Origin of the sequence: Paraburkholderia phenazinium (assembly GCF_900100735.1) — a bacterium.
Taxonomy (GTDB): Bacteria; Pseudomonadota; Gammaproteobacteria; order Burkholderiales; family Burkholderiaceae; genus Paraburkholderia; species Paraburkholderia phenazinia.
Genome location: NZ_FNCJ01000001.1, coordinates 550,177 through 567,861 on the forward strand (window position 1 = coordinate 550,177; position 17,685 = coordinate 567,861).

At 63.2% G+C, this 17,685-nt stretch carries 18 protein-coding genes; 13 read left to right on the forward strand and 5 right to left on the reverse strand.

Annotated elements, in window-relative coordinates:
• The first annotated feature begins 62 nt into the window (after positions 1-62).
• Positions 63-1,016, forward strand: coding sequence for an aldo/keto reductase (locus BLQ92_RS02470; RefSeq protein ID WP_090681307.1), 954 nt, complete (start codon positions 63-65; stop codon positions 1,014-1,016).
• A gap of 312 nt (positions 1,017-1,328) precedes the next feature.
• A complete protein-coding gene (gene rpsU / locus BLQ92_RS02475) occupies positions 1,329-1,541 on the forward strand; it encodes a 30S ribosomal protein S21 (protein ID WP_074262890.1) in 213 nt (70 codons plus the stop codon).
• Positions 1,542-1,707: 166 nt separating this feature from the next.
• Here the strand turns inward: rpsU and BLQ92_RS02480 are convergent, their stop codons facing one another.
• A complete protein-coding gene (locus tag BLQ92_RS02480) occupies positions 1,708-2,133 on the reverse strand; it encodes a hypothetical protein (protein ID WP_090681310.1) in 426 nt (141 codons plus the stop codon).
• A 386-nt stretch (positions 2,134-2,519) separates the two neighbouring features.
• Positions 2,520-3,116 (reverse strand): DNA-3-methyladenine glycosylase I, encoded by a 597-nt coding sequence (locus tag BLQ92_RS02485; RefSeq protein ID WP_090681313.1) that lies wholly within the window; start codon positions 3,114-3,116, stop codon positions 2,520-2,522.
• 160 nt (positions 3,117-3,276) lie between these two features.
• Between BLQ92_RS02485 and BLQ92_RS02490 the strand changes: the two genes are divergently transcribed.
• Both BLQ92_RS02490 and BLQ92_RS02495 read left to right on the forward strand, forming a co-directional pair.
• Positions 3,277-4,176 (forward strand): glucosamine kinase nucleotide-binding domain-containing protein, encoded by a 900-nt coding sequence (locus BLQ92_RS02490; RefSeq protein ID WP_090681315.1) that lies wholly within the window; start codon positions 3,277-3,279, stop codon positions 4,174-4,176.
• A gap of 68 nt (positions 4,177-4,244) precedes the next feature.
• Entirely contained in the window at positions 4,245-5,066 is an 822-nt protein-coding gene (locus BLQ92_RS02495; protein WP_090681317.1) for a Cof-type HAD-IIB family hydrolase, read from the forward strand.
• A 42-nt stretch (positions 5,067-5,108) separates the two neighbouring features.
• Here the strand turns inward: BLQ92_RS02495 and BLQ92_RS02500 are convergent, their stop codons facing one another.
• Together BLQ92_RS02500 and aqpZ are read right to left on the reverse strand one after the other, a co-directional pair.
• A complete protein-coding gene (locus BLQ92_RS02500) occupies positions 5,109-5,783 on the reverse strand; it encodes a histidine phosphatase family protein (protein ID WP_090681320.1) in 675 nt (224 codons plus the stop codon).
• A 197-nt stretch (positions 5,784-5,980) separates the two neighbouring features.
• Positions 5,981-6,724 (reverse strand): aquaporin Z, encoded by a 744-nt coding sequence (gene aqpZ, locus BLQ92_RS02505; protein WP_090681322.1) that lies wholly within the window; start codon positions 6,722-6,724, stop codon positions 5,981-5,983.
• 297 nt (positions 6,725-7,021) lie between these two features.
• Here aqpZ and BLQ92_RS02510 point away from each other — a divergent pair, with 297 nt between their 5' ends.
• Complete coding sequence (locus tag BLQ92_RS02510; RefSeq protein WP_090681325.1) at positions 7,022-7,324, forward strand: H-NS histone family protein; 303 nt, start codon at positions 7,022-7,024, stop codon at positions 7,322-7,324.
• A 225-nt stretch (positions 7,325-7,549) separates the two neighbouring features.
• On the opposite strand, the gene BLQ92_RS02515 is transcribed toward BLQ92_RS02510, so the two are convergent.
• Positions 7,550-8,644, reverse strand: coding sequence for a glycosyltransferase family 4 protein (locus tag BLQ92_RS02515; RefSeq protein WP_090681328.1), 1,095 nt, complete (start codon positions 8,642-8,644; stop codon positions 7,550-7,552).
• Positions 8,645-9,312: 668 nt separating this feature from the next.
• Between BLQ92_RS02515 and flhD the strand changes: the two genes are divergently transcribed.
• From flhD to BLQ92_RS02555, 8 genes are all read left to right on the forward strand, one after another.
• Entirely contained in the window at positions 9,313-9,633 is a 321-nt protein-coding gene (flhD, locus tag BLQ92_RS02520; RefSeq protein WP_090681330.1) for a flagellar transcriptional regulator FlhD, read from the forward strand.
• Between the two features lie 60 nt (positions 9,634-9,693).
• Entirely contained in the window at positions 9,694-10,257 is a 564-nt protein-coding gene (gene flhC, locus BLQ92_RS02525) for a flagellar transcriptional regulator FlhC (RefSeq protein ID WP_090681332.1), read from the forward strand.
• Positions 10,258-10,437: 180 nt separating this feature from the next.
• Positions 10,438-11,298: a flagellar motor stator protein MotA gene (gene motA / locus BLQ92_RS02530; protein ID WP_090681334.1), complete on the forward strand. Its 861-nt coding sequence runs from the start codon at positions 10,438-10,440 to the stop codon at positions 11,296-11,298.
• A 24-nt stretch (positions 11,299-11,322) separates the two neighbouring features.
• On the forward strand, positions 11,323-12,330 hold the full coding sequence (gene motB / locus BLQ92_RS02535; protein WP_090681336.1) for a flagellar motor protein MotB: 1,008 nt from the start codon (positions 11,323-11,325) through the stop codon (positions 12,328-12,330).
• A gap of 81 nt (positions 12,331-12,411) precedes the next feature.
• A complete protein-coding gene (locus BLQ92_RS02540; RefSeq protein WP_090681339.1) occupies positions 12,412-12,789 on the forward strand; it encodes a response regulator in 378 nt (125 codons plus the stop codon).
• 84 nt (positions 12,790-12,873) lie between these two features.
• Positions 12,874-15,159 carry a chemotaxis protein CheA gene (gene cheA, locus BLQ92_RS02545; RefSeq protein ID WP_090681341.1) on the forward strand — a complete coding sequence of 762 codons (2,286 nt, stop codon included), beginning with the start codon at positions 12,874-12,876 and terminating at the stop codon, positions 15,157-15,159.
• 63 nt (positions 15,160-15,222) lie between these two features.
• Positions 15,223-15,759 carry a chemotaxis protein CheW gene (gene cheW / locus BLQ92_RS02550; protein WP_090681344.1) on the forward strand — a complete coding sequence of 179 codons (537 nt, stop codon included), beginning with the start codon at positions 15,223-15,225 and terminating at the stop codon, positions 15,757-15,759.
• 43 nt (positions 15,760-15,802) lie between these two features.
• Complete coding sequence (locus BLQ92_RS02555) at positions 15,803-17,653, forward strand: methyl-accepting chemotaxis protein (protein WP_090681347.1); 1,851 nt, start codon at positions 15,803-15,805, stop codon at positions 17,651-17,653.
• The last annotated feature ends 32 nt before the right edge of the window (positions 17,654-17,685 follow it).

The window sequence follows — 17,685 nt, forward strand, 5'->3', positions numbered from 1 at the left end:
CGCAGAGCTTGAAAAGTCGGCGTATTCTTTTTGTCTCCGAACTCGAATTCCTTGGAGAAATCATGCAAAGACGCAGGATTGGCAATTCGGAATTGCAGGTTGCGCCGCTCATGTTCGGCGGCAATGTGTTTGGCTGGACCGCCGACGAGGCGACGTCGTTCTCGATCCTCGACGCGTTCGTCGATGCCGGTCTCAACTTCATCGATACCGCGGATGTCTACTCCGCCTGGGTGCCGGGCAACCAGGGCGGCGAGTCGGAAACCATTCTCGGCAAGTGGTTGCGGGCGAGCGGCAAGCGCGGGCAGATCGTGCTGGCGACCAAGGTGGCCAAGCATCCGCAGCGCAAGGGGCTGTCGGCCGGCAATATCCAGGCGGCAGTGGAAGATTCGCTGCGCCGTTTGCAAACCGATTACATCGACGTGTATTTCTCGCATGAAGACGCGCTCGACACGCCGCTCGCCGAAACGCTCGGCGCCTATCAGCGCCTGATCGAGGTGGGCAAGGTGCGGGTGATCGGCGCCTCGAACTACAGCGGCGCGCGCATCCGTGAGGCGCTGGCGGTGTCGCGCCAGCACGGCTTGCCCGAGTACCAGATCGTTCAGCCCGAATACAATCTTTACGACCGCGAAGCCTATGAAACCGATCTCGAACCGGTGCTGCAGGCCGAGCATCTGAGCGCGGTGGTGTATTACAGCCTTGCAAGCGGCTTTCTATCAGGCAAGTACCGTTCGGCGGCGGATCTGGCGAAGAGCGCACGCGGCAGCCGGGTCGAAAAGTACCTGAACGAGCGCGGCACGCGGATTCTCAAGGCGCTCGACACGGTCGCCGACCAGCACGGCAGCACGCCCGCCACCGTGGCGCTGGCGTGGCTGATCGCCCGCCCGAGCGTCACCGCACCGATTGCCAGCGCGACCTCGGTGGCGCAACTGGAGAGCCTCGCCGCGTCGGTCCACCTGATGCTGACCGGTGCCGACATGCGTCTGCTGGGTGACGCAAGTGCCTGGCGGAATGGCTAAAATGGTGGTAGGCACGGTTATTTCCTGATATCATCGGGAGTGAATTGAGATCTTTGCCTCGTTCGTCCACTTTCGGGTGGGCGAAACGGCAACAGACGCGGCGCTTGCAATGTGCGTCTGGCCGCGTTCAGCGGTGAACTCCCCACCTCTCTTTTCCGGCCTCCGTGGCCGCTTTGCCTCTCGTTTCGTTCATGGTTTCGTTTGCCTGTTATTGGCCATGTTGCGGAACGACCGGAGGGCCGGCGCGTGAGTGGCGTATAGACCTACCCCACCGCGCAATTACCCGTATCCAGCGATTTAGTTAGGAATTACATGACGACGATTCTTCTGAAGGAAAACGAGCCGTTCGAAGTGGCGATCCGCCGCTTTCGTCGCGCAATCGAAAAGAACGGCCTGATCGCAGAACTGCGTGAACGCCAATCGTACGAAAAGCCGACGACGGCTCGCAAGCGTAAGAAGGCTGCTGCTGTGAAGCGCCTGCACAAGCGCCTGCGCAGCCAGCAACTGCCGAAAAAGCTGCACTAAGCACGCTTTTCAAGCACAGCCGAACGGCGGTGTGAGCTTCGCAAGAAGCCACACCGCCGTTTTGCATTCTGTGGGGAAAATTGGGGCGCTTTCAGGGAGCACCTTCAGGCAACACGGCGAGGCAACACGGTCAGGCAACGCCGCCAGCGGCGGTGAAGGGGCTCGATCAGGCTGCGTTCTTGACCTGCGCCGTGGACAACCCAAACTGGCGGGCGATCGACGCCAGACGTTCCTGCCATTCCCACGTGCCGAACACGTCATGCACGTTTTGCAGGCAGCTAAGCAGCTCGACAGTGGCCGGATCGTAGATATTGATGCGGGCGCGCAGCAGGGCTTTCTTCAGCGCGGCGATTCCGACATCCATGTAGGCGGGCACTTCGGCCGGCGTCTTGCCGATGTAACGCACCGGAACGCCTTCCATCGCCGTCATATAGTCGCGCGGCTTGATGAAGCTGCCGACCGGGCAGCCGCCGCAGTAACCCCGATAGGCGCCGCCGCCGCGTGGCAGGAGGGCGGCACGCCCCTGGCTGTCGAGATGGCTGACGGCCCGATCGAATATCTCCTGATGGGTCAGGAAGTTTTGATTTTTCATGGTGCTTCTCCCCTGCGCCGTGCGTGCAGTGGTCCTTTCATGGTTATTCGAGTGCATCGGCTGTCCCTTCAATCGTTATAACGACTGAAGGCGGTAAAAACGTAGCAGTGCCTTTGCGCAGCGCGCAATTTTGACATGTTAAAGCGGCGCCTGCAGCCGGCTTGCCTCCGGCAAAGCCAAGCTGGATAAGGCCTCCGCCTGACGATGCAGGCTCGCTCGGGATTTTCCCGCAGACGCCGAATTTCAGCTCCGAAGTGTGGCAAAAACTACACGCGGCCGGCCGGCGTTTTGCCGCCTGGTTTCGCGACCCGCTTCGTCGCCTGGTCAGCCGCCGCTCGCTCAGCGGCTCGCTCAACCACCGCTCAACCCGCCGCTCAACCAACCGCTCAACCAACCTTCCGGTTGCGGCCCTTTTTCCCGAGCGAGGCGCAGCGCGCACGGCAGTCGCAGTCGGTCTGGTGGTCGTTCACCATCCCCACCGCCTGCATGAACGCGTAGCAGATCGTGCTTCCGACGAACTTGCAGCCGTAGCCCTTGAGCCCTTTGCTGAGCGCGTCCGAGATATCGGTTGAGGCGGGTGCGTGCTGATAGGAGGTCCAGTCGTTCTGGATGGGTGTCTGGTCCACGAACGACCAGACGAAGTTGGCCAGCGACCCGTGGTCCTTCTGAATCTGCTGCACGGCGCGCGCGTTGGTGATGGCCGCTTCAATCTTGCCGCGATGGCGCACGATGGACTCGTCGAGTACGAGCGTATCCACGTGCTTCGGCGTGAAGCGGGCAACCTTGTCGATCTCGAAGCCGGCGAAGGCCCGGCGGTAGCCGGCGCGCTTGTTCAGGATGGTCGACCACGACAGCCCCGCCTGCGCGCCCTCCAGCACGAGCAATTCGAAGAGGTGCTGGTCGTCGCGCGAGGGCACGCCCCACTCGGTGTCGTGATAGTGTGCGAGCGCTTCGCTCGATACCCAGCTGCATCTCTGTGTCACGTTCCGGCTCCTGCGTGGTCATGTGTGAAGAAGGCCCGGTTCGTCCGGGCTTTGCCAGCATATCGGAACGCTCGTCGGCCGCAACTAGGCCGTTCGGCCAGTTGCCGGATCGAAACGGACCTGCCACGCTATGCGGCAACTCTCTACTTACTGTTCCCCGATGAATACAGACCTCTTTCTGATCGGCATCGACGGCGGCGGCACCGGCACCCGCGTCGTGCTCGGCGACGCGCACGGCCGCGAACTGGCGCAGGCGGCGAGCGGTCCGTCCGGACTTGGCCTTGGCGTCGAGCGGGCGTGGCAGGCCATTCAGGCCGGTTGCAGCGAAGCCTTCAGGCTGGCCGGCATGGTCAACGCTGTGCCGCCATGGGAGCGTTGCGTGCTCGGTTGCGGACTGGCCGGGGTCAACAACCGCGACTGGCTCGCCGCGTTTCGGGAGCAGGCACCCCGGCTGGCGGGGCTCGCCGTGGAGAGCGACGCCTACACGACGCTGCTCGGTGCGCACGGCGGCGCTCACGGGGTGATCGTGGCGCTAGGCACCGGCAGCATCGCGGCGGCCGCGGACGGCGAGGGGGAATGCCGGATCGCCGGCGGTTTTGGCTTTCCGTCTGGCGACGAGGCCAGCGGCGCCTGGTTCGGCCTGCGGGCGATCGTGCACGCACAGCAGGCGCTCGATGGCCGCGCTCCGCTCGACGCGTTGGCCAAGGCCTTGCTCGAGCGGGTAGGTGCACAGGACCGCGACAGCCTGGTCGTGTGGCTGTGCTCGGCCAATCAGACTGCTTACGCGAGCCTCGCGCCGATCGTCCTCGCGCACGCCAGCCATCCGTTCGCCGCGCACCTGCTCGCCAAAGCCGGTGGGGAAGTCGGCAAGTTAATCGAGGCCCTCGATCCGTCGACGCAGTTGCCGGTCGCCCTGTGCGGCGGTCTCGGCGGGCCGCTGCGCGACTATGTTCCGCAACGGTTTCAGGCGCGACTGCGCGCGCCGCTGGCCGATTCCGCGCACGGCGCGTTGCAACTGGCGCAGCAGGAGGCGGCGCGGCTCGGCTTGATATCGGCTTGAAAGCCCCGAAGCGGAAACCCCTGGCGACGTTAAAATACGGCCTTTGACGCTGCCGGGCTGCCCACACCATGTACAAAGTCATCGCCACCGATCTCGACGGCACCTTGCTCAACGGCGACCATCAGGTCGATCCGTTCACCGTCGCCACGGTGCGCCGGCTCGAAGCAGAAGGGCTGCGATTCATCATCGCGACCGGCCGGCACTACCGCGACGTGGCGGGCATTCGCGATCTGCTGGGCGTGCGCGCCTACCTGATCACCTCGAACGGCGCACGCGTGCATGCGCCTGACGACACCATGATCTACGCCGACGATTTGCCGCCCGCGGCCGTGCATCGCCTCGTGCGGCCGGAAATCACCGGCGCGCATGGCCGGGTGATCGTCAACCTGTTTGCCGATCAGGAATGGCTGATCGACCGGCATGCGCCGGAACTTCTGCGCCTGCATCAGGATTCGGGCTTTTGCTACGAGGTGACGGACTTGCGGCAGCACGACGGCGCCGGCATTGCGAAGGCCTTATATATCGGCGAACCCGCCGATCTGGCGCCGGTCGCGGCGAACCTGCAACGCGAGTTCGGCGATGCGCTATACGTCACCTACTCGCTGCCGGACTGCCTGGAGGTGATGACCTCGAACGTCTCGAAGGGCCGCGCGCTGAAGTTCGTGCTGGACCGGCTGGGTGTCGAGACTGCCCGTTGCGTCGCCTTCGGCGACAACATGAACGATATCGACCTGCTCGAAACCGCCGGCCATCCGTTCATGATGAACAACGCCAATCCTGATCTGATCAAGCGTTTGCCGCACGTGCCGCGCATCGGCAACAACTTTGAAGCGGGCGTCGCGCATCATCTGCGCAAGCTGTTCGCACTGGACGACGAACTCGCGTCCTGACGCGCCAGTAATAGCCTGAGCCGCCGTCTACTGAACCGCTGCCTACTGTGCCGCGCCGGAAGCCGCGGCCGGCGGCAGCGCCGCGCATGGGCAATCCGCCGAACGGCCGTTCAGGCCTTCCTCGCTGTGCTCGAACGTCGCGCGTGGCGTGCCGCCCCGCCAGTCGAGCTTGACGATATAAATGCTGTCGAAGTCGTCGCTATGCCACTTCGGTACGTCGCCGGCGTGGCCGCCGTGGGTGCTGACGATCTGCCGCACCAGTTCTTCGATCTGCTTGTGCTCCCATGCCACTACCACCAGCTTGTTGCGATACGCCGGATCGAGTAACGCGCTGCCGAGCTTGTCGATCTGTGCATAGCCGTATGGCGTTTGCACCGGCATCTGGAACTGGATGGCGGTCGGTTCGATGGTCGCCAGCGGGCGCACATAGTAATAAGGCTTGCCGCCGTCGTTCTTCTGCTGGCCGGGATCGGGCGCGAAGATCGCATCGGGCTTGCCGAATTTGGCAGAGATGACTGCCGGCAGCGCCAGCGAGCGGTTGAGCCCCTGACAATCGAGTTGGCCGAAGCCCTGGGCCGGCTTCTCGCCGTGACGGACGAACACCAGGGTCTCGACCTGGCTGTCGGCCGCTTGCGCCGGGGCGGACAGCATGGCGCCGCCGCACGATGCGGCGAGCCAGAGCACGACGCCGTGCAGGTATCGGCGGGAACGGATCATCGGGAGCCTCTTTGCGAGCCGTGTGAAAGTCTGACGATTCTAGCAGTGGCCTGGCGCTTGACCGCGAATCGGCTGCACTGAATGCCAGGTCAAACGCAGAACCGCATACAAAGCCAGACGTGAAGCAAACCAGACGTGAAGCCAAACGCAAAGCGGGCGCCGCAGCGCCCGCTTTGCAGGGTGGGTCTCGCAGACCGTCAGTCGGCCAGCGCAGCGCGCGAGTCGAGCGGTTCGCGGCTTGCCGCGATAGCGGGATAGACCAGACCGGCGATCACCGCGCCGAGGATCGGGGCGACCCAGAACAGCCAGAGCTGGTCGACCGCCGCACCGCCGACGAACAGCGCCGGACCGGTGGAGCGCGCCGGGTTGACCGAGGTGTTCGTGACGGGAATCGAGATCAGATGGATCAGCGTCAGGCACAGGCCGATGGCGATTGGCGCGAAGCCGGCCGGCGCACGCTTGTCGGTCGAGCCGAGAATCACGAACAGGAAGAACGCCGTCATGACGACTTCGCAGATGAACGCGGCCATCAGCGAGTAGTGGCCGGGCGAACGGTCGCCGTAACCGTTGCTGGCGAAGCCGCTCGACACCAGGTCGAAGCCCGGCTTGCCGCTTGCGATCAGCGACAGCACGAAGGCGCCGAGCACCGCGCCGATCACCTGGGCGACGATGTACGGCACAAGGTCGCGCGCCGGGAAGCGGCCTGCGACGGTGAGCCCGACGCTCACAGCCGGATTCAGGTGGCAGCCCGAGATGTGGCCGATCGCATAGGCCATGGTCAGCACCGTAAGACCGAAAGCGAACGCAACGCCCACGAAACCGATGCCCAGCCCATGCACCGGGCCAGCGAAGTTAGCGGCGAGGACGGCGCTGCCGCAGCCCCCGAGGACGAGCCAGAAGGTGCCGAACAGCTCGGCAGCAAGGCGCTTTGACAACTGCATGATGTGGAATCCTAAAAAGTTTGACTTGCTGGAGGCGGTGCAAGGGAAATTGAAGCACCCACCTTCGAGCGCAAAATTCTAAGGAAATATCGGCAAGTCAGGTGTCAAGAATTGTCAATCGTATGATGTGCGCATTGGATTATTTCGCGATAAAGCACGAACTCATTTAACAATTCACCAATCGATAATAAATTTATCAGACGATATCGTGAATTGTGGGTATTACTGTCCATTGCGAAATTCGCTAATTGCAGCTAGTCTCCGAGACAATGTGTTCTACAAAAAGGGAGAACTGAAATGTCGCAATATGCTGAACTTAAGGCACAGATCGCCAAATTGCAGGCTCAAGCGGACGAAGCGCGGCGCACTGAACTCGACAATGTGATCGAGGAGATCCGCGGCAAGATCGCCGAGTACGGCTTGACTGCCCAGGATCTGGGCTTCGCGGTGGCCGCCCGGCGCGGACGCCCGCCCAAGAAGGCGCCGTTGCCGCCGAAGTATCAGGATCCGAAGTCGGGTAATACCTGGAGTGGCCGCGGCAAGCCGCCCAAATGGATCGCCGGCAAGAACCGCGAGCGCTTTCTGATCGAACAGGTTTAGTCGCGGCGGGCGCTTTTCGCCATGAAAGCTTCCTGAAGGTCGGCGCCATTCGGGAGGCTTAATCCTGGCAATATGTATCGAATTTGTGGCGGAATTGGCCGGTAAAAAAGCCACCTTTGAAAGGTGGCTTTTTAGCGGGTGGCCGGTTTATCTGCGCGGTTGCGCTCGCGCAAACGATTCACATGGCGTTTTTAGACGCAATTAGGCGGATGCGGCATGGGACATTTAGCCCATGGCCACGCGACGCAACAGCGGGCGGGCCTCTGCGGGGCGGCCTTCCGCGGGGCGGCCTTCCGCTTCGATCAGCGCGGTATACCCATCCAGATAATTCTGCGCCATGGTCTTCGCGCTAAAGCGGCGTTCGAACTGGGCGCGGATTTCCGTGCGCGACAGCTCGTCCAGTCGCTGCAGCGCTGCTACCGCGCCCTGCACGTCCTCGACCACGAAACCCGTCACGCCGTGATCGATCACCTCGGGTACCGAGCCGCGGTTGAAGGCAATCACCGGCGTGCCGCAGGCCATCGATTCGATCATCACGAGCCCGAACGGCTCCGACCAGTCGATCGGGAACAGCAGCGCCTTCGCCCCCGAGAGGAACTCCGGCTTCTGCGCTTCGTTGATCTCGCCGACGAATTCGACGTGCGCCTGCGATAGCAGCGGCTCGATCTCCGTCTTGAAGTATTCCTGGTCGACCTTGTCCACCTTGGCGGCGATCTTCAGCGGCAGACCGCTTTGCGCAGCGATCCTGATGGCTGTATCGACGCGCTTCTCCGGACAGATACGGCCGAGGAACGCCAGATATTCGGGCTTCTTGTGCGGCTGCGGCGTGAGCAACTGCCCGGGCAGGCCGTGGTAAATCGTGTTGAGCCAGTTGGCCTGCTTGAGCGGCAGGCGCTGCGAGTCGGAGATCGACACCACCGGCGCTTGCGAGAACGTGTCGAAGATCGGTTGCAGTTCGGGCAGATCCAGACGCCCGTGCAGCGTGGTGACGAACGGCGTGTCGAGCGTGGAGAACAGCGGGAAGGGCAGGTAGTCGAGGTGGAAGTGCAGCACGTCGAATTCGTGAGCGACGCTGCGCACCTTTTCCAGCAGCAGGACGTGCGGCGCCATCGCGTCGCGTACCGTCGGGTCGAGACGCAGCGCGCGCGGCCAGGAGGCCTCGAGTTTGGCCGAGGTCACGGAGTCGCCGCTGGCGAACAACGTCACGTCGTGGCCGAGCTCGACCAGCGCCTCCGTCAGGTAGGACACCACCCGTTCGGTGCCGCCGTAGAACTTCGGCGGTACGGCTTCGTATAAAGGCGCAATTTGTGCGATTCGCATGCGTACTCTCCCATGCAACATAGTTGCTGTTCATTACGGCTTCGCACAACGGCGCTCGGGTCGAGCGAGGGCGAAGGCCTTGCGGACGATAGGGCGCGGTAGGCCGCCGCCCGGCGGTAACCCGAGCTGTACCGGGTTATCCCTTAACGCCATTATCGGGATCGCACGGTGCAATTCGAGTTATTTTTCAAACACTTAATGTTGTTACAGCGCGATACACGCCGTGTAACAGGTCGCAGCGGCCGCCGGACAGCTGACAGGTCACCCCTCAGCAAGCGCCGTGCCGCGTCAGACGGGGGGGCGGCCGCTAAGCGATTCAATGCAGTGCGCATAGCCAGGGTTTGTTGCAGTAGCGTGAAAAACATCTATAATTCGGCCGCACCGGTGAAAGGTGCGTAAAATAGATTGCGATCACGCACCGATCGATCCCCAAAAAGCATCACCCAATCTTTCATCTCCCTTTCGACCTGTGTTTTGTAGGAAAAATTCCTACAGAATATATGGAGCATTCCGTCATCAAGACGGGGTGTCTGTCCGATTTCCGTTCGCTTCCCCTTTCGACACAATGCTGGCAAGACCATAAACGGGCCGTTCGTGCGGATGTAGTGCGCGCGTTCGAGCAAACGTTTCCGTAACGGCCTGACCAGCCAGATCGACTCGGGGGAATCATGAGCACCACTAGTGAAATGCTCAACGAGATAAGAGAAGTGAACCTTTCTTATCTCTTACTCGCTCAGCGTCTGCTGCGTGAAGATAAGCCCATGGGCATGTTCCGCATGGGCATTTCGGATCAGCTGGCCGACGTGATTGCGAATCTGTCCTTGGCGCAGACCGTCAAGCTGGCTGCGTCCAGCCAGGTTCTATGCCGCTTTCGCTTCGACGACCACGCTGTCCTCTCGGCACTTGCCGACAAGGGCAAGACCAGCGCCATTGCTCAGGCGCATTCCGCGATCCTGATGGCTAGCCAGCCCGTCGAGCAGGTCGGTTGATGCCGGCACTCCACGGCAGCAAAACCGACCCGCAACACCAGGACGCGAGAAGCCGAGCGGATGGCCACTAAAAGTGTAGTAACCGAAGTCAGGGAAATTACCCTGGCGATCGAGCTGATCGAACTCGGCGCGCGTTTGCAGTTGCTCGAGGCCGAAACCAGCCTGTCACGCGACCGGCTCATCAAGCTGTACAAGGAATTGAAAGGGGTGTCGCCGCCCAAGGGCATGCTGCCGTTCTCCACGGACTGGTTCATGACCTGGCAGCCGAACTTTCATTCGTCGCTGTTCTATAACATCTACCGCTTCATGGCGGATCACGGCGGTTGCGAGACGATCCAGTCGATCGTGAAGAGCTACCGGCTGTACCTGGAACACGTCCAGTTGCACGACGACGAACCGGTGCTGAGCCTCACCCGGGCGTGGACGCTGGTGCGCTTTTTCGACTCCGGCATGCTGCAGATGACCTCGTGCTGCCGCTGCGGTGGACATTTTGTCGCACATGCGCATGATCCACAGCATGGATTCGTCTGTGGATTGTGTCAGCCGCCGTCCCGCGCCGGTAAGACAAAGAAAGTTGCCGAAGCCAGGATACGGGCGAGCCAGCTCGCCGAACTGGAGCTTTGAGCCGCGGCGCGGGCAACCCCGCCCCGCTTGCATCGCAGCCCGGGCACCCGCCCGGGCCCAGCGCACCCCGCCTGTGGTTTACACCGCCTCTCCATCTCGCTTTTCCACCAAAGTTTTCCGTTCGGTTGCCGTAAACCAGTTTAACGACGGTCTCCGTCGCTTCCTTGTGAGGGCTCGGCTGTGCTGATTTTCGTGGGAACACTCGTGACGCTGTTGTCTGTCTTCGGCGGTTATGCGCTGGAAGGCGGACATTTGGGCGCGCTGATGCAGCCAGTCGAACTGCTGATGATCGGGGGCGCAGGGGTAGGCGCATTCGTCCTCGGCAACGGGATGAAAACGATCAAGGCGACGCTGGGCGTGCTTCCGACCCTTTTCAAGGGATCCAAATACAACAAGGACGTGTACATGGAGCTGATGGCGCTCCTCTACGTCCTGCTGGCGAAAGCGCGCAAGGAAGGCACGCTGACGCTCGAAGCCGATATCGACGATCCGTCGAAGAGCCCGATCTTCACGCAGTACCCGAAGATCCTCGCCGACAAGCACATCATCGAGTTCCTGACCGACTACCTGCGTCTGATGGTGGGCGGCAACATGAACGCGTTCGAAATCGAAAGCCTGATGGACGAGGAAATCGAAACCCATCACGCCGAAGGCGAAGCGCCGGCGCATGCGCTGGCCAAGGTCGGCGACGCGATGCCGGCATTCGGGATCGTCGCGGCGGTGATGGGCGTGGTGCACACCATGGCGTCGGCCGACAAGCCGCCTGCCGTGCTCGGCGAGATGATTGCCCAGGCGCTGGTCGGCACCTTCCTCGGCATTCTGCTTTCGTACGGTCTGATCGGGCCGCTCTCGAGCGTCGCGGAACAGCGCGTCGCCGAGTCGACCAAGATGTTCCAGTGCATCAAGGTGACGATCCTCGCGAGCCTGAATGGCTATGCGCCGGCGATCGCCGTTGAATTCGGCCGCAAGGTGCTCTTCTCGACTGAACGCCCGTCGTTCAGCGAGCTGGAAGAGCACGTGCGCCGCGTGAAAGCCAAGTAACCGCGCGGGCCAGGGACTGATGCAATGAGCAAGGATAAAGACCGCGCAATCGTCGTCAAGCGCGCCGCACCGAAGAAGGCAGGCCATCACGGCGGCGCCTGGAAGCTCGCGTACGCGGACTTCATGACCGCGATGATGGCGTTCTTCCTGCTGATGTGGCTGCTCAGTTCGGCGACCACGGTGCAGTTGCGCGGCATTGCGGACTACTTCAACCAGCCGCTCAAGATCACGCTGTGGGGCGGCGACCGGAGTGCCGAAGATTCGAGCATTTTGAAGGGTGGCGGCCGCGATATTTCGACCGACACGCAGGGTATTACGCGCCAGAGCGATGGCTCGATGAACCGCGCCGAGCACACCACGGCGCACAACGACGACGATTCGGTGAACCAGACGAAGGGCCAGCTCGAGCGCCAGGAGCAGGTGCGCTTGCACGATCTGCAGGTCAAGCTGATGGCCGCGATCGAAGCCAACCCGGTGTTGCGCCAGTTCAAGCAGCAGATTCGTATCGATTCGACCTTGACGGGTCTGCGCATCGAGATCGTGGACTCGCAGAAGCGGCCGATGTTCGACACCGCCAGCGACGAGGTTCAGTCATACATGCGCGACATCCTGCGCGCAATCGGCAACACGCTGAACGACGTGCCGAACCGCATCATCGTGCAAGGGCACACCGACGCCGTGCAGTACGCCGGTGGCGAGAAGGGTTACAGCAACTGGGAATTGTCGGCGGACCGCGCGAACGCCTCGCGTCGGGAGCTGATTGCGGGGGGGATGGACGAAGCGAAGGTGATGCGCGTGATCGGCATGGCGTCGACGCAAAACCTGAACAAGGCCGATCCGCTCGATCCGGAAAACCGCCGTATCAGCATCCTCGTGCTGAACAAGAAGTCGGAAGAGGCGATGATGCACGACGATTCGACCACGACCACCTTGTCCGACGATGCGGCCGGTTCGGGGCAAGCGCCCCTGCTGCAACAAATTGCGCAACCGGCGACGGTTGCACCACAGGCGCCCGGCGTGGCGCCGCATTGAAGGACACGATGGCTTGAGCCGTGCTGCCGCTGATCCGGTGCACGGGCCCAGGCGATCCATAGTGAGCGCAGCGAGGTTTTAATGATCAGGCACATTCTGGCAATCGACGACTCGGCAGCGATGCGGCAGATTCTGGCTGCCACGCTGACGACGGCCGGCTATCAGGTGACGCTCGCGGCGGACGGCAACGAGGGCTTGGAGAATGCGCTCGCCATGTCGTTCGACCTCGTGTTGACCGACCAGCACATGCCGGGCAAGACCGGCCTCGATCTGATCGCCGCGTTGCGCGGCAATCCAGCCTACCAGGTCACGCCAATCCTCGTCCTCACGACGGAATCCGGCGAGCCTTTCAAGGCGGCGGCGCGGGCGGCGGGGGCGACTGGCTGGATCGAAAAGCCGCTCGACCCCGACATGCTGACCGAACTGGTCGCGGCACTAGCCGAGTCCGGCAACGGCTGAGCTCACTAAACCGTTAAACCAACGCCTTTACACAAGCGGCACGGCTGCCAAAGCCTAGACAGGAACTCTCGCGGTGACCCAGGCATGACACTCGACATCACTCAGTTCTATCAGACGTTCTTCGACGAAGCGGACGAACTGCTCGCGCAGATGGAGCAGTTGCTGCTCAATCTGGACATCGGCCATCCCGATCCGGAAGACCTCGCGGCGATTTTCCGCGCGGCTCACTCGATCAAGGGCGGCGCGGCGACGTTCGGCTTCACCGCACTGACGGAAACGACCCACATTCTCGAATCGCTGCTCGATCGCGCGCGCAATAACGAACTCGTGCTGCGCAAGGACATGATCGACACGTTCCTCGAGACCAAGGACGTGCTGTCCGGCCAGCTCGCGGACTACCGCGCGAGCGCCGAGCCGGATGCGGCGGTAGCCCGCGCGATCCAGGCCAAGCTCGAACAGCTTTACGCGGAAAGCCGCATGGGCGACGCGCACGCGGCGGCTGCTGCTGCCGCGCCCGCACCGGCGGCAGCGCCGGCACCTGCGCTGGCGGCGGCTGCCGTGGGCGGCGAAGGCCATCCGCCCGAGCATGTAGTCGAACAGGCGGTTCAGGCAGCAGGCGAACTGGCAGGCAACGACCCGGCACAGACCGGCGCGGCAAGTACAAGTGGGGCAGCAGACGCAGACGGCGGCCCCCATCTGAAAATCACGCTACGGGGTGTAGGTGAGAAGGACCAGGAACTGCTGACCGAAGAGCTCGGCAACCTGGGGCATATCGTCGGGCAGGTCAAGGCGGGCGGCGATCTGACGCTGTGGCTGCAGACCGATGTCACGTCCGACGACATTATCGCCGTGTGCTGCTTCGTGATCGACGACAGTCAGATCTCGATCGGCCGCGGCACCGCGCCGGTGGATGAATCGCAGCAAGGCGAACCTGGAGCGCCTGCCGCTGCGCAACCTGCACCGGCGCCTGCGCCCGCACCGGCCCCCGCGCCAGTTGCGGCGCCGCAGGCAAGCACCGCCGCACCGACGCATGAGCTGTTCCATGCACCGGCGCAGCCTGCAGCAGCGGCACCGGCTCCTGCACCGGCGCCGGTGGCCAAGCCCGCAGCGGCGCCGGCGGCCGCCGCACCGGCCGCCGCAGAAACCGACCGCAAGGCGCGTCCGGCAGCCGCCGCCGCGGCCGAAGGCAGTTCGATCCGGGTGGGCGTCGAGAAGGTCGATCAACTGATCAACCTGGTCGGCGAACTGGTGATCACTCAGGCGATGCTCGCCGAGACCACCAGCACCTTCGATCCGGCGCTGCACGACCGCCTCTTCAACGGCATGGCGCAACTGGAGCGCAATGCCCGCGATCTGCAGGAAGCGGTGATGTCGATCCGCATGATGCCAATGGATTACGTCTTCAGCCGCTTCCCGCGTCTGGTGCGCGATCTGGCGGCGAAGCTGGGCAAGGAGGTCGAACTCGTCACCTTCGGTCAGGCGACCGAACTCGACAAGAGCCTCATCGAGCGGATCATCGACCCGTTGACCCACCTCGTGCGCAACAGTCTCGATCACGGTATCGAAACGGTGGAAGCACGGCGTGCGGCGGGCAAGGATTCGACCGGTCAACTGGTGCTGTCGGCCGCACACCATGGCGGCAACATCGTCATCGAAGTGAGCGACGACGGCGCGGGCCTGCGCCGCGACAAGATTCTCGCGAAAGCGGCGAAGCAGGGCATGCAGGTCAGCGAAAGCATGACCGACGACGAAGTCTGGAACCTGATCTTCCTGCCGGGCTTCTCGACCGCGGAGCAGGTGACCGACGTGTCGGGCCGCGGCGTCGGCATGGATGTGGTGAAGCGCAACATCCAGTCGATGGGCGGTCACGTCGAAATCAGCTCGCAGGCCGGCAAGGGCAGCACCACGCGGATCGTCTTGCCGCTTACGCTGGCGATTCTCGACGGCATGTCGGTGAAGGTCGGCAGCGAGATTTTCATTCTGCCGCTGAACTTCGTCATGGAGTCGCTGCAGCCGCAAGCCGAGGACATCTATACGGTGGCCAACGGCGAGCGGGTGGTGCGGGTGCGCGGCGAATACCTGCCGCTCGTCGCCCTGCATGAAGTGTTCTCGGTGGCGGACGCGAAGTCGGAGCCGACTCAAGGCATCGTCACGATCATGCAGACCGAAGGACGGCGCTTTGCCATGCTGATCGACGAACTGGTCGGCCAGCAGCAGGTGGTCGTGAAGAATCTGGAAACGAATTACCGCAAGGTGCACGGCATTTCCGCCGCGACCATTCTCGGCGACGGTAGTGTCGCGCTGATCGTGGACGTGGCGGCGCTGAACCGCGAGACGCGCAACGCGCATGGCGCAATGAGCCTCGCATAAGCCTCGGGCAACCTCGGCAACTTTTTACTTAACCTATTTCATCCCAACCGTTTGGGGGCTAACGTGGCAGAAGTCCAATCCAACAATTCGAGCGTCGCAAACGCGAGCGGTACGAATGGCCGCCGCGACGCGCTGCAGGCAGACGCCGGCGGTCAGGAATTTCTCGTCTTCACGCTCGGCGCGGAAGAGTACGGCATCGACATTCTCAAGGTGCAGGAAATTCGCGGCTACGACAGCGTGACGCGCATCGCCAACGCACCTGATTTCATCAAGGGAGTGATCAATCTGCGCGGCATCATCGTGCCGATCGTCGACATGCGCATCAAGTTTCATCTGGGCCGCGTCGAGTACGACCACCAGACCGTCGTGATCATCCTGAACGTCGCGCATCGCGTGGTCGGGATGGTGGTGGACGGCGTGTCGGACGTGCTGACGCTGCAGATGGATCAGATCATGCCGGCGCCGGAATTCGGCGCGACGCTCACGACCGAGTACCTCACGGGTCTCGGCACGGTCGACGGCCGCATGCTGATTCTGATGGACATCGAAAAGCTGATGACCAGCCGTGAAATGGCATTGATCGAGTCGCTCGGCGGCTAAGTGCCGCCAGCGTGCATATGACTGGACAACAGGGAGCATCAAGATGCTAAGCAGGTGGTCGATTCGTACGTCGTTGACCGTGGTCGGGATCGTTCTGGTGGCGCTGACGATCGTGGTCGGCGCGCTCGGCCTAACCGCGCTGAACCGCGCCAGCCAGTCGCTCGACGGTATTGCGCGGGGCGACCTGGTGGCGATTCATGCACTCGACGATGCGTCGGCGTATCTATTGCGCTCGCGTCTCGCGGTCGACCGGTACAACACGCTGACCGCCGCCGGCAACGCCGACGAAGCGAAGACGGTGCTGGACCGGGCCCAGGAGCTGCTCGCCAAGGGTAACGAGAGCTGGCAGGCGTTTGTGGATGCGCCCAAGACCGGCATCGACCAGGCGCTGCTCGACGACCTGCTGGCGCGTCGGGCAACGGTGATGCACGACGGCGTGGAGCCGGAGTTCGCCGCGCTGCGCGCCGGCGACCAGGCGGGCTTTCACGCGATTGCGGATACCAAGATCAGCCCGCTCTTCATCGCCTACGACAACTCTGCCTCGACGGTCGTGAAGGCCTTGCAGCAACGTGCTGCCGATCAGCAGACCGCAGCCCAGTCGAACGTCACGCTGATGACGACCCTGATCATCGCAGTCGGGCTGTTCGCGCTGGTGCTGGTGGTGCTGATCCGCGTCGCACTGCGTGGCCTGATCGTGCAGCCGCTGCATGACGCGACGATCTGCTTCGAGCGGATCGCCGCGGGCGACCTGACGCAACAGGTGGACGTGTTCAGCACCAACGAGATCGGACGGCTGTTCCGCGGCATCAAGCAGATGCAGGAGAGCCTCGCGACGATGGTCAAGGCGGTGCACACGAGCACCGAATCGATCGACACCGGCGCGCGCGAAATCGCCATGGGCAACACCGATCTGTCGCAGCGCACCGAGCAGCAGGCCGCATCGCTGCAGCAGACCGCCTCGAGCATGGAGCAACTGACCGGCACCGTGCGGCAGAACGCCGAGAACGCCCGCCAGGCGAGCCAGCTCGCGGTCAACGCCTCGGATATCGCCACTCGCGGCGGCGACGTGGTGGGCCAGGTGGTGGATACGATGCAGGGCATCGCCACCAGCTCGAACAAGGTGGTAGACATCATCGGCGTGATCGAAGGCATCGCCTTCCAGACCAACATCCTCGCGCTCAACGCGGCGGTCGAAGCGGCCCGTGCGGGCGAGCAGGGCCGTGGCTTCGCAGTGGTGGCCGGCGAAGTGCGCAGCCTCGCGCAGCGCAGCGCCAGCGCCGCCAAGGAAATCAAGGAGCTGATCGGCGACTCGGTCGACAAGGTGCAAAGCGGCTCGGCGCTCGTGGGCCGGGCGGGCTCGACGATGGAAGAGATCGTCCAGGCCGTGCGCCGCGTGACCGACATCATGGGTGAGATCAGCGCCGCGTCGGAAGAGCAGTCCACCGGCATCGAGCAGGTCAACCGCGCCGTGGTGCAGATGGACGAAGTCACGCAGCAGAATGCAGCGCTCGTCGAAGAGGCGGCCGCGGCTGCGGCGTCGCTCGAAGAGCAGACGCGCCAGTTGCAAACGGTGGTCGGCGGCTGGCGGGTGGATGGCGGCCAGCGCGCTGCTGCTGCCACGCGCGGCAGCGCACCGGCGGCACGCAGCAAGACCGTGCCGCGTGCGCAGTCCGCCGCGCCCGCACCGAAAGCCATAACGGCCCCGGCTCCGGCGCCTGCTCAGGCTGCCGCAGCACCGGCAAGCAAACAGGATGCGCCGCGCACCGCTCAACCGGCGCGCACCGAACCCGCGCTCAGGCCGAAGTCTTCGGCAGGTGCGGCCGAACCCGCAGCACGGCCGGCCGCAACGAGTGCTGCCTCGGCAGGCTCGGATGCGGACTGGGAAACGTTTTAAGGAATGGCATTCGGCTATGCAGGCTTTCGGCT

Bases quoted from the DNA above. Each gene is read 5' to 3' on its own strand.
- BLQ92_RS02470 (WP_090681307.1), top strand. From the start codon at position 63: ATGCAAAGACGCAGGATTGGCAATTCGGAATTGCAGGTTGCGCCGCTC.
- rpsU (WP_074262890.1), top strand. From the start codon at position 1,329: ATGACGACGATTCTTCTGAAGGAAAACGAGCCGTTCGAAGTGGCGATC.
- BLQ92_RS02480 (WP_090681310.1), bottom strand. From the start codon at position 2,133: ATGAAAAATCAAAACTTCCTGACCCATCAGGAGATATTCGATCGGGCC.
- BLQ92_RS02490 (WP_090681315.1), top strand. From the start codon at position 3,277: ATGAATACAGACCTCTTTCTGATCGGCATCGACGGCGGCGGCACCGGC.
- BLQ92_RS02495 (WP_090681317.1), top strand. From the start codon at position 4,245: ATGTACAAAGTCATCGCCACCGATCTCGACGGCACCTTGCTCAACGGC.
- BLQ92_RS02500 (WP_090681320.1), bottom strand. From the start codon at position 5,783: ATGATCCGTTCCCGCCGATACCTGCACGGCGTCGTGCTCTGGCTCGCC.
- aqpZ (WP_090681322.1), bottom strand. From the start codon at position 6,724: ATGCAGTTGTCAAAGCGCCTTGCTGCCGAGCTGTTCGGCACCTTCTGG.
- BLQ92_RS02510 (WP_090681325.1), top strand. From the start codon at position 7,022: ATGTCGCAATATGCTGAACTTAAGGCACAGATCGCCAAATTGCAGGCT.
- BLQ92_RS02515 (WP_090681328.1), bottom strand. From the start codon at position 8,644: ATGCGAATCGCACAAATTGCGCCTTTATACGAAGCCGTACCGCCGAAG.
- flhD (WP_090681330.1), top strand. From the start codon at position 9,313: ATGAGCACCACTAGTGAAATGCTCAACGAGATAAGAGAAGTGAACCTT.
- flhC (WP_090681332.1), top strand. From the start codon at position 9,694: ATGGCCACTAAAAGTGTAGTAACCGAAGTCAGGGAAATTACCCTGGCG.
- motB (WP_090681336.1), top strand. From the start codon at position 11,323: ATGAGCAAGGATAAAGACCGCGCAATCGTCGTCAAGCGCGCCGCACCG.
- BLQ92_RS02540 (WP_090681339.1), top strand. From the start codon at position 12,412: ATGATCAGGCACATTCTGGCAATCGACGACTCGGCAGCGATGCGGCAG.
- cheA (WP_090681341.1), top strand. From the start codon at position 12,874: ATGACACTCGACATCACTCAGTTCTATCAGACGTTCTTCGACGAAGCG.
- BLQ92_RS02555 (WP_090681347.1), top strand. From the start codon at position 15,803: ATGCTAAGCAGGTGGTCGATTCGTACGTCGTTGACCGTGGTCGGGATC.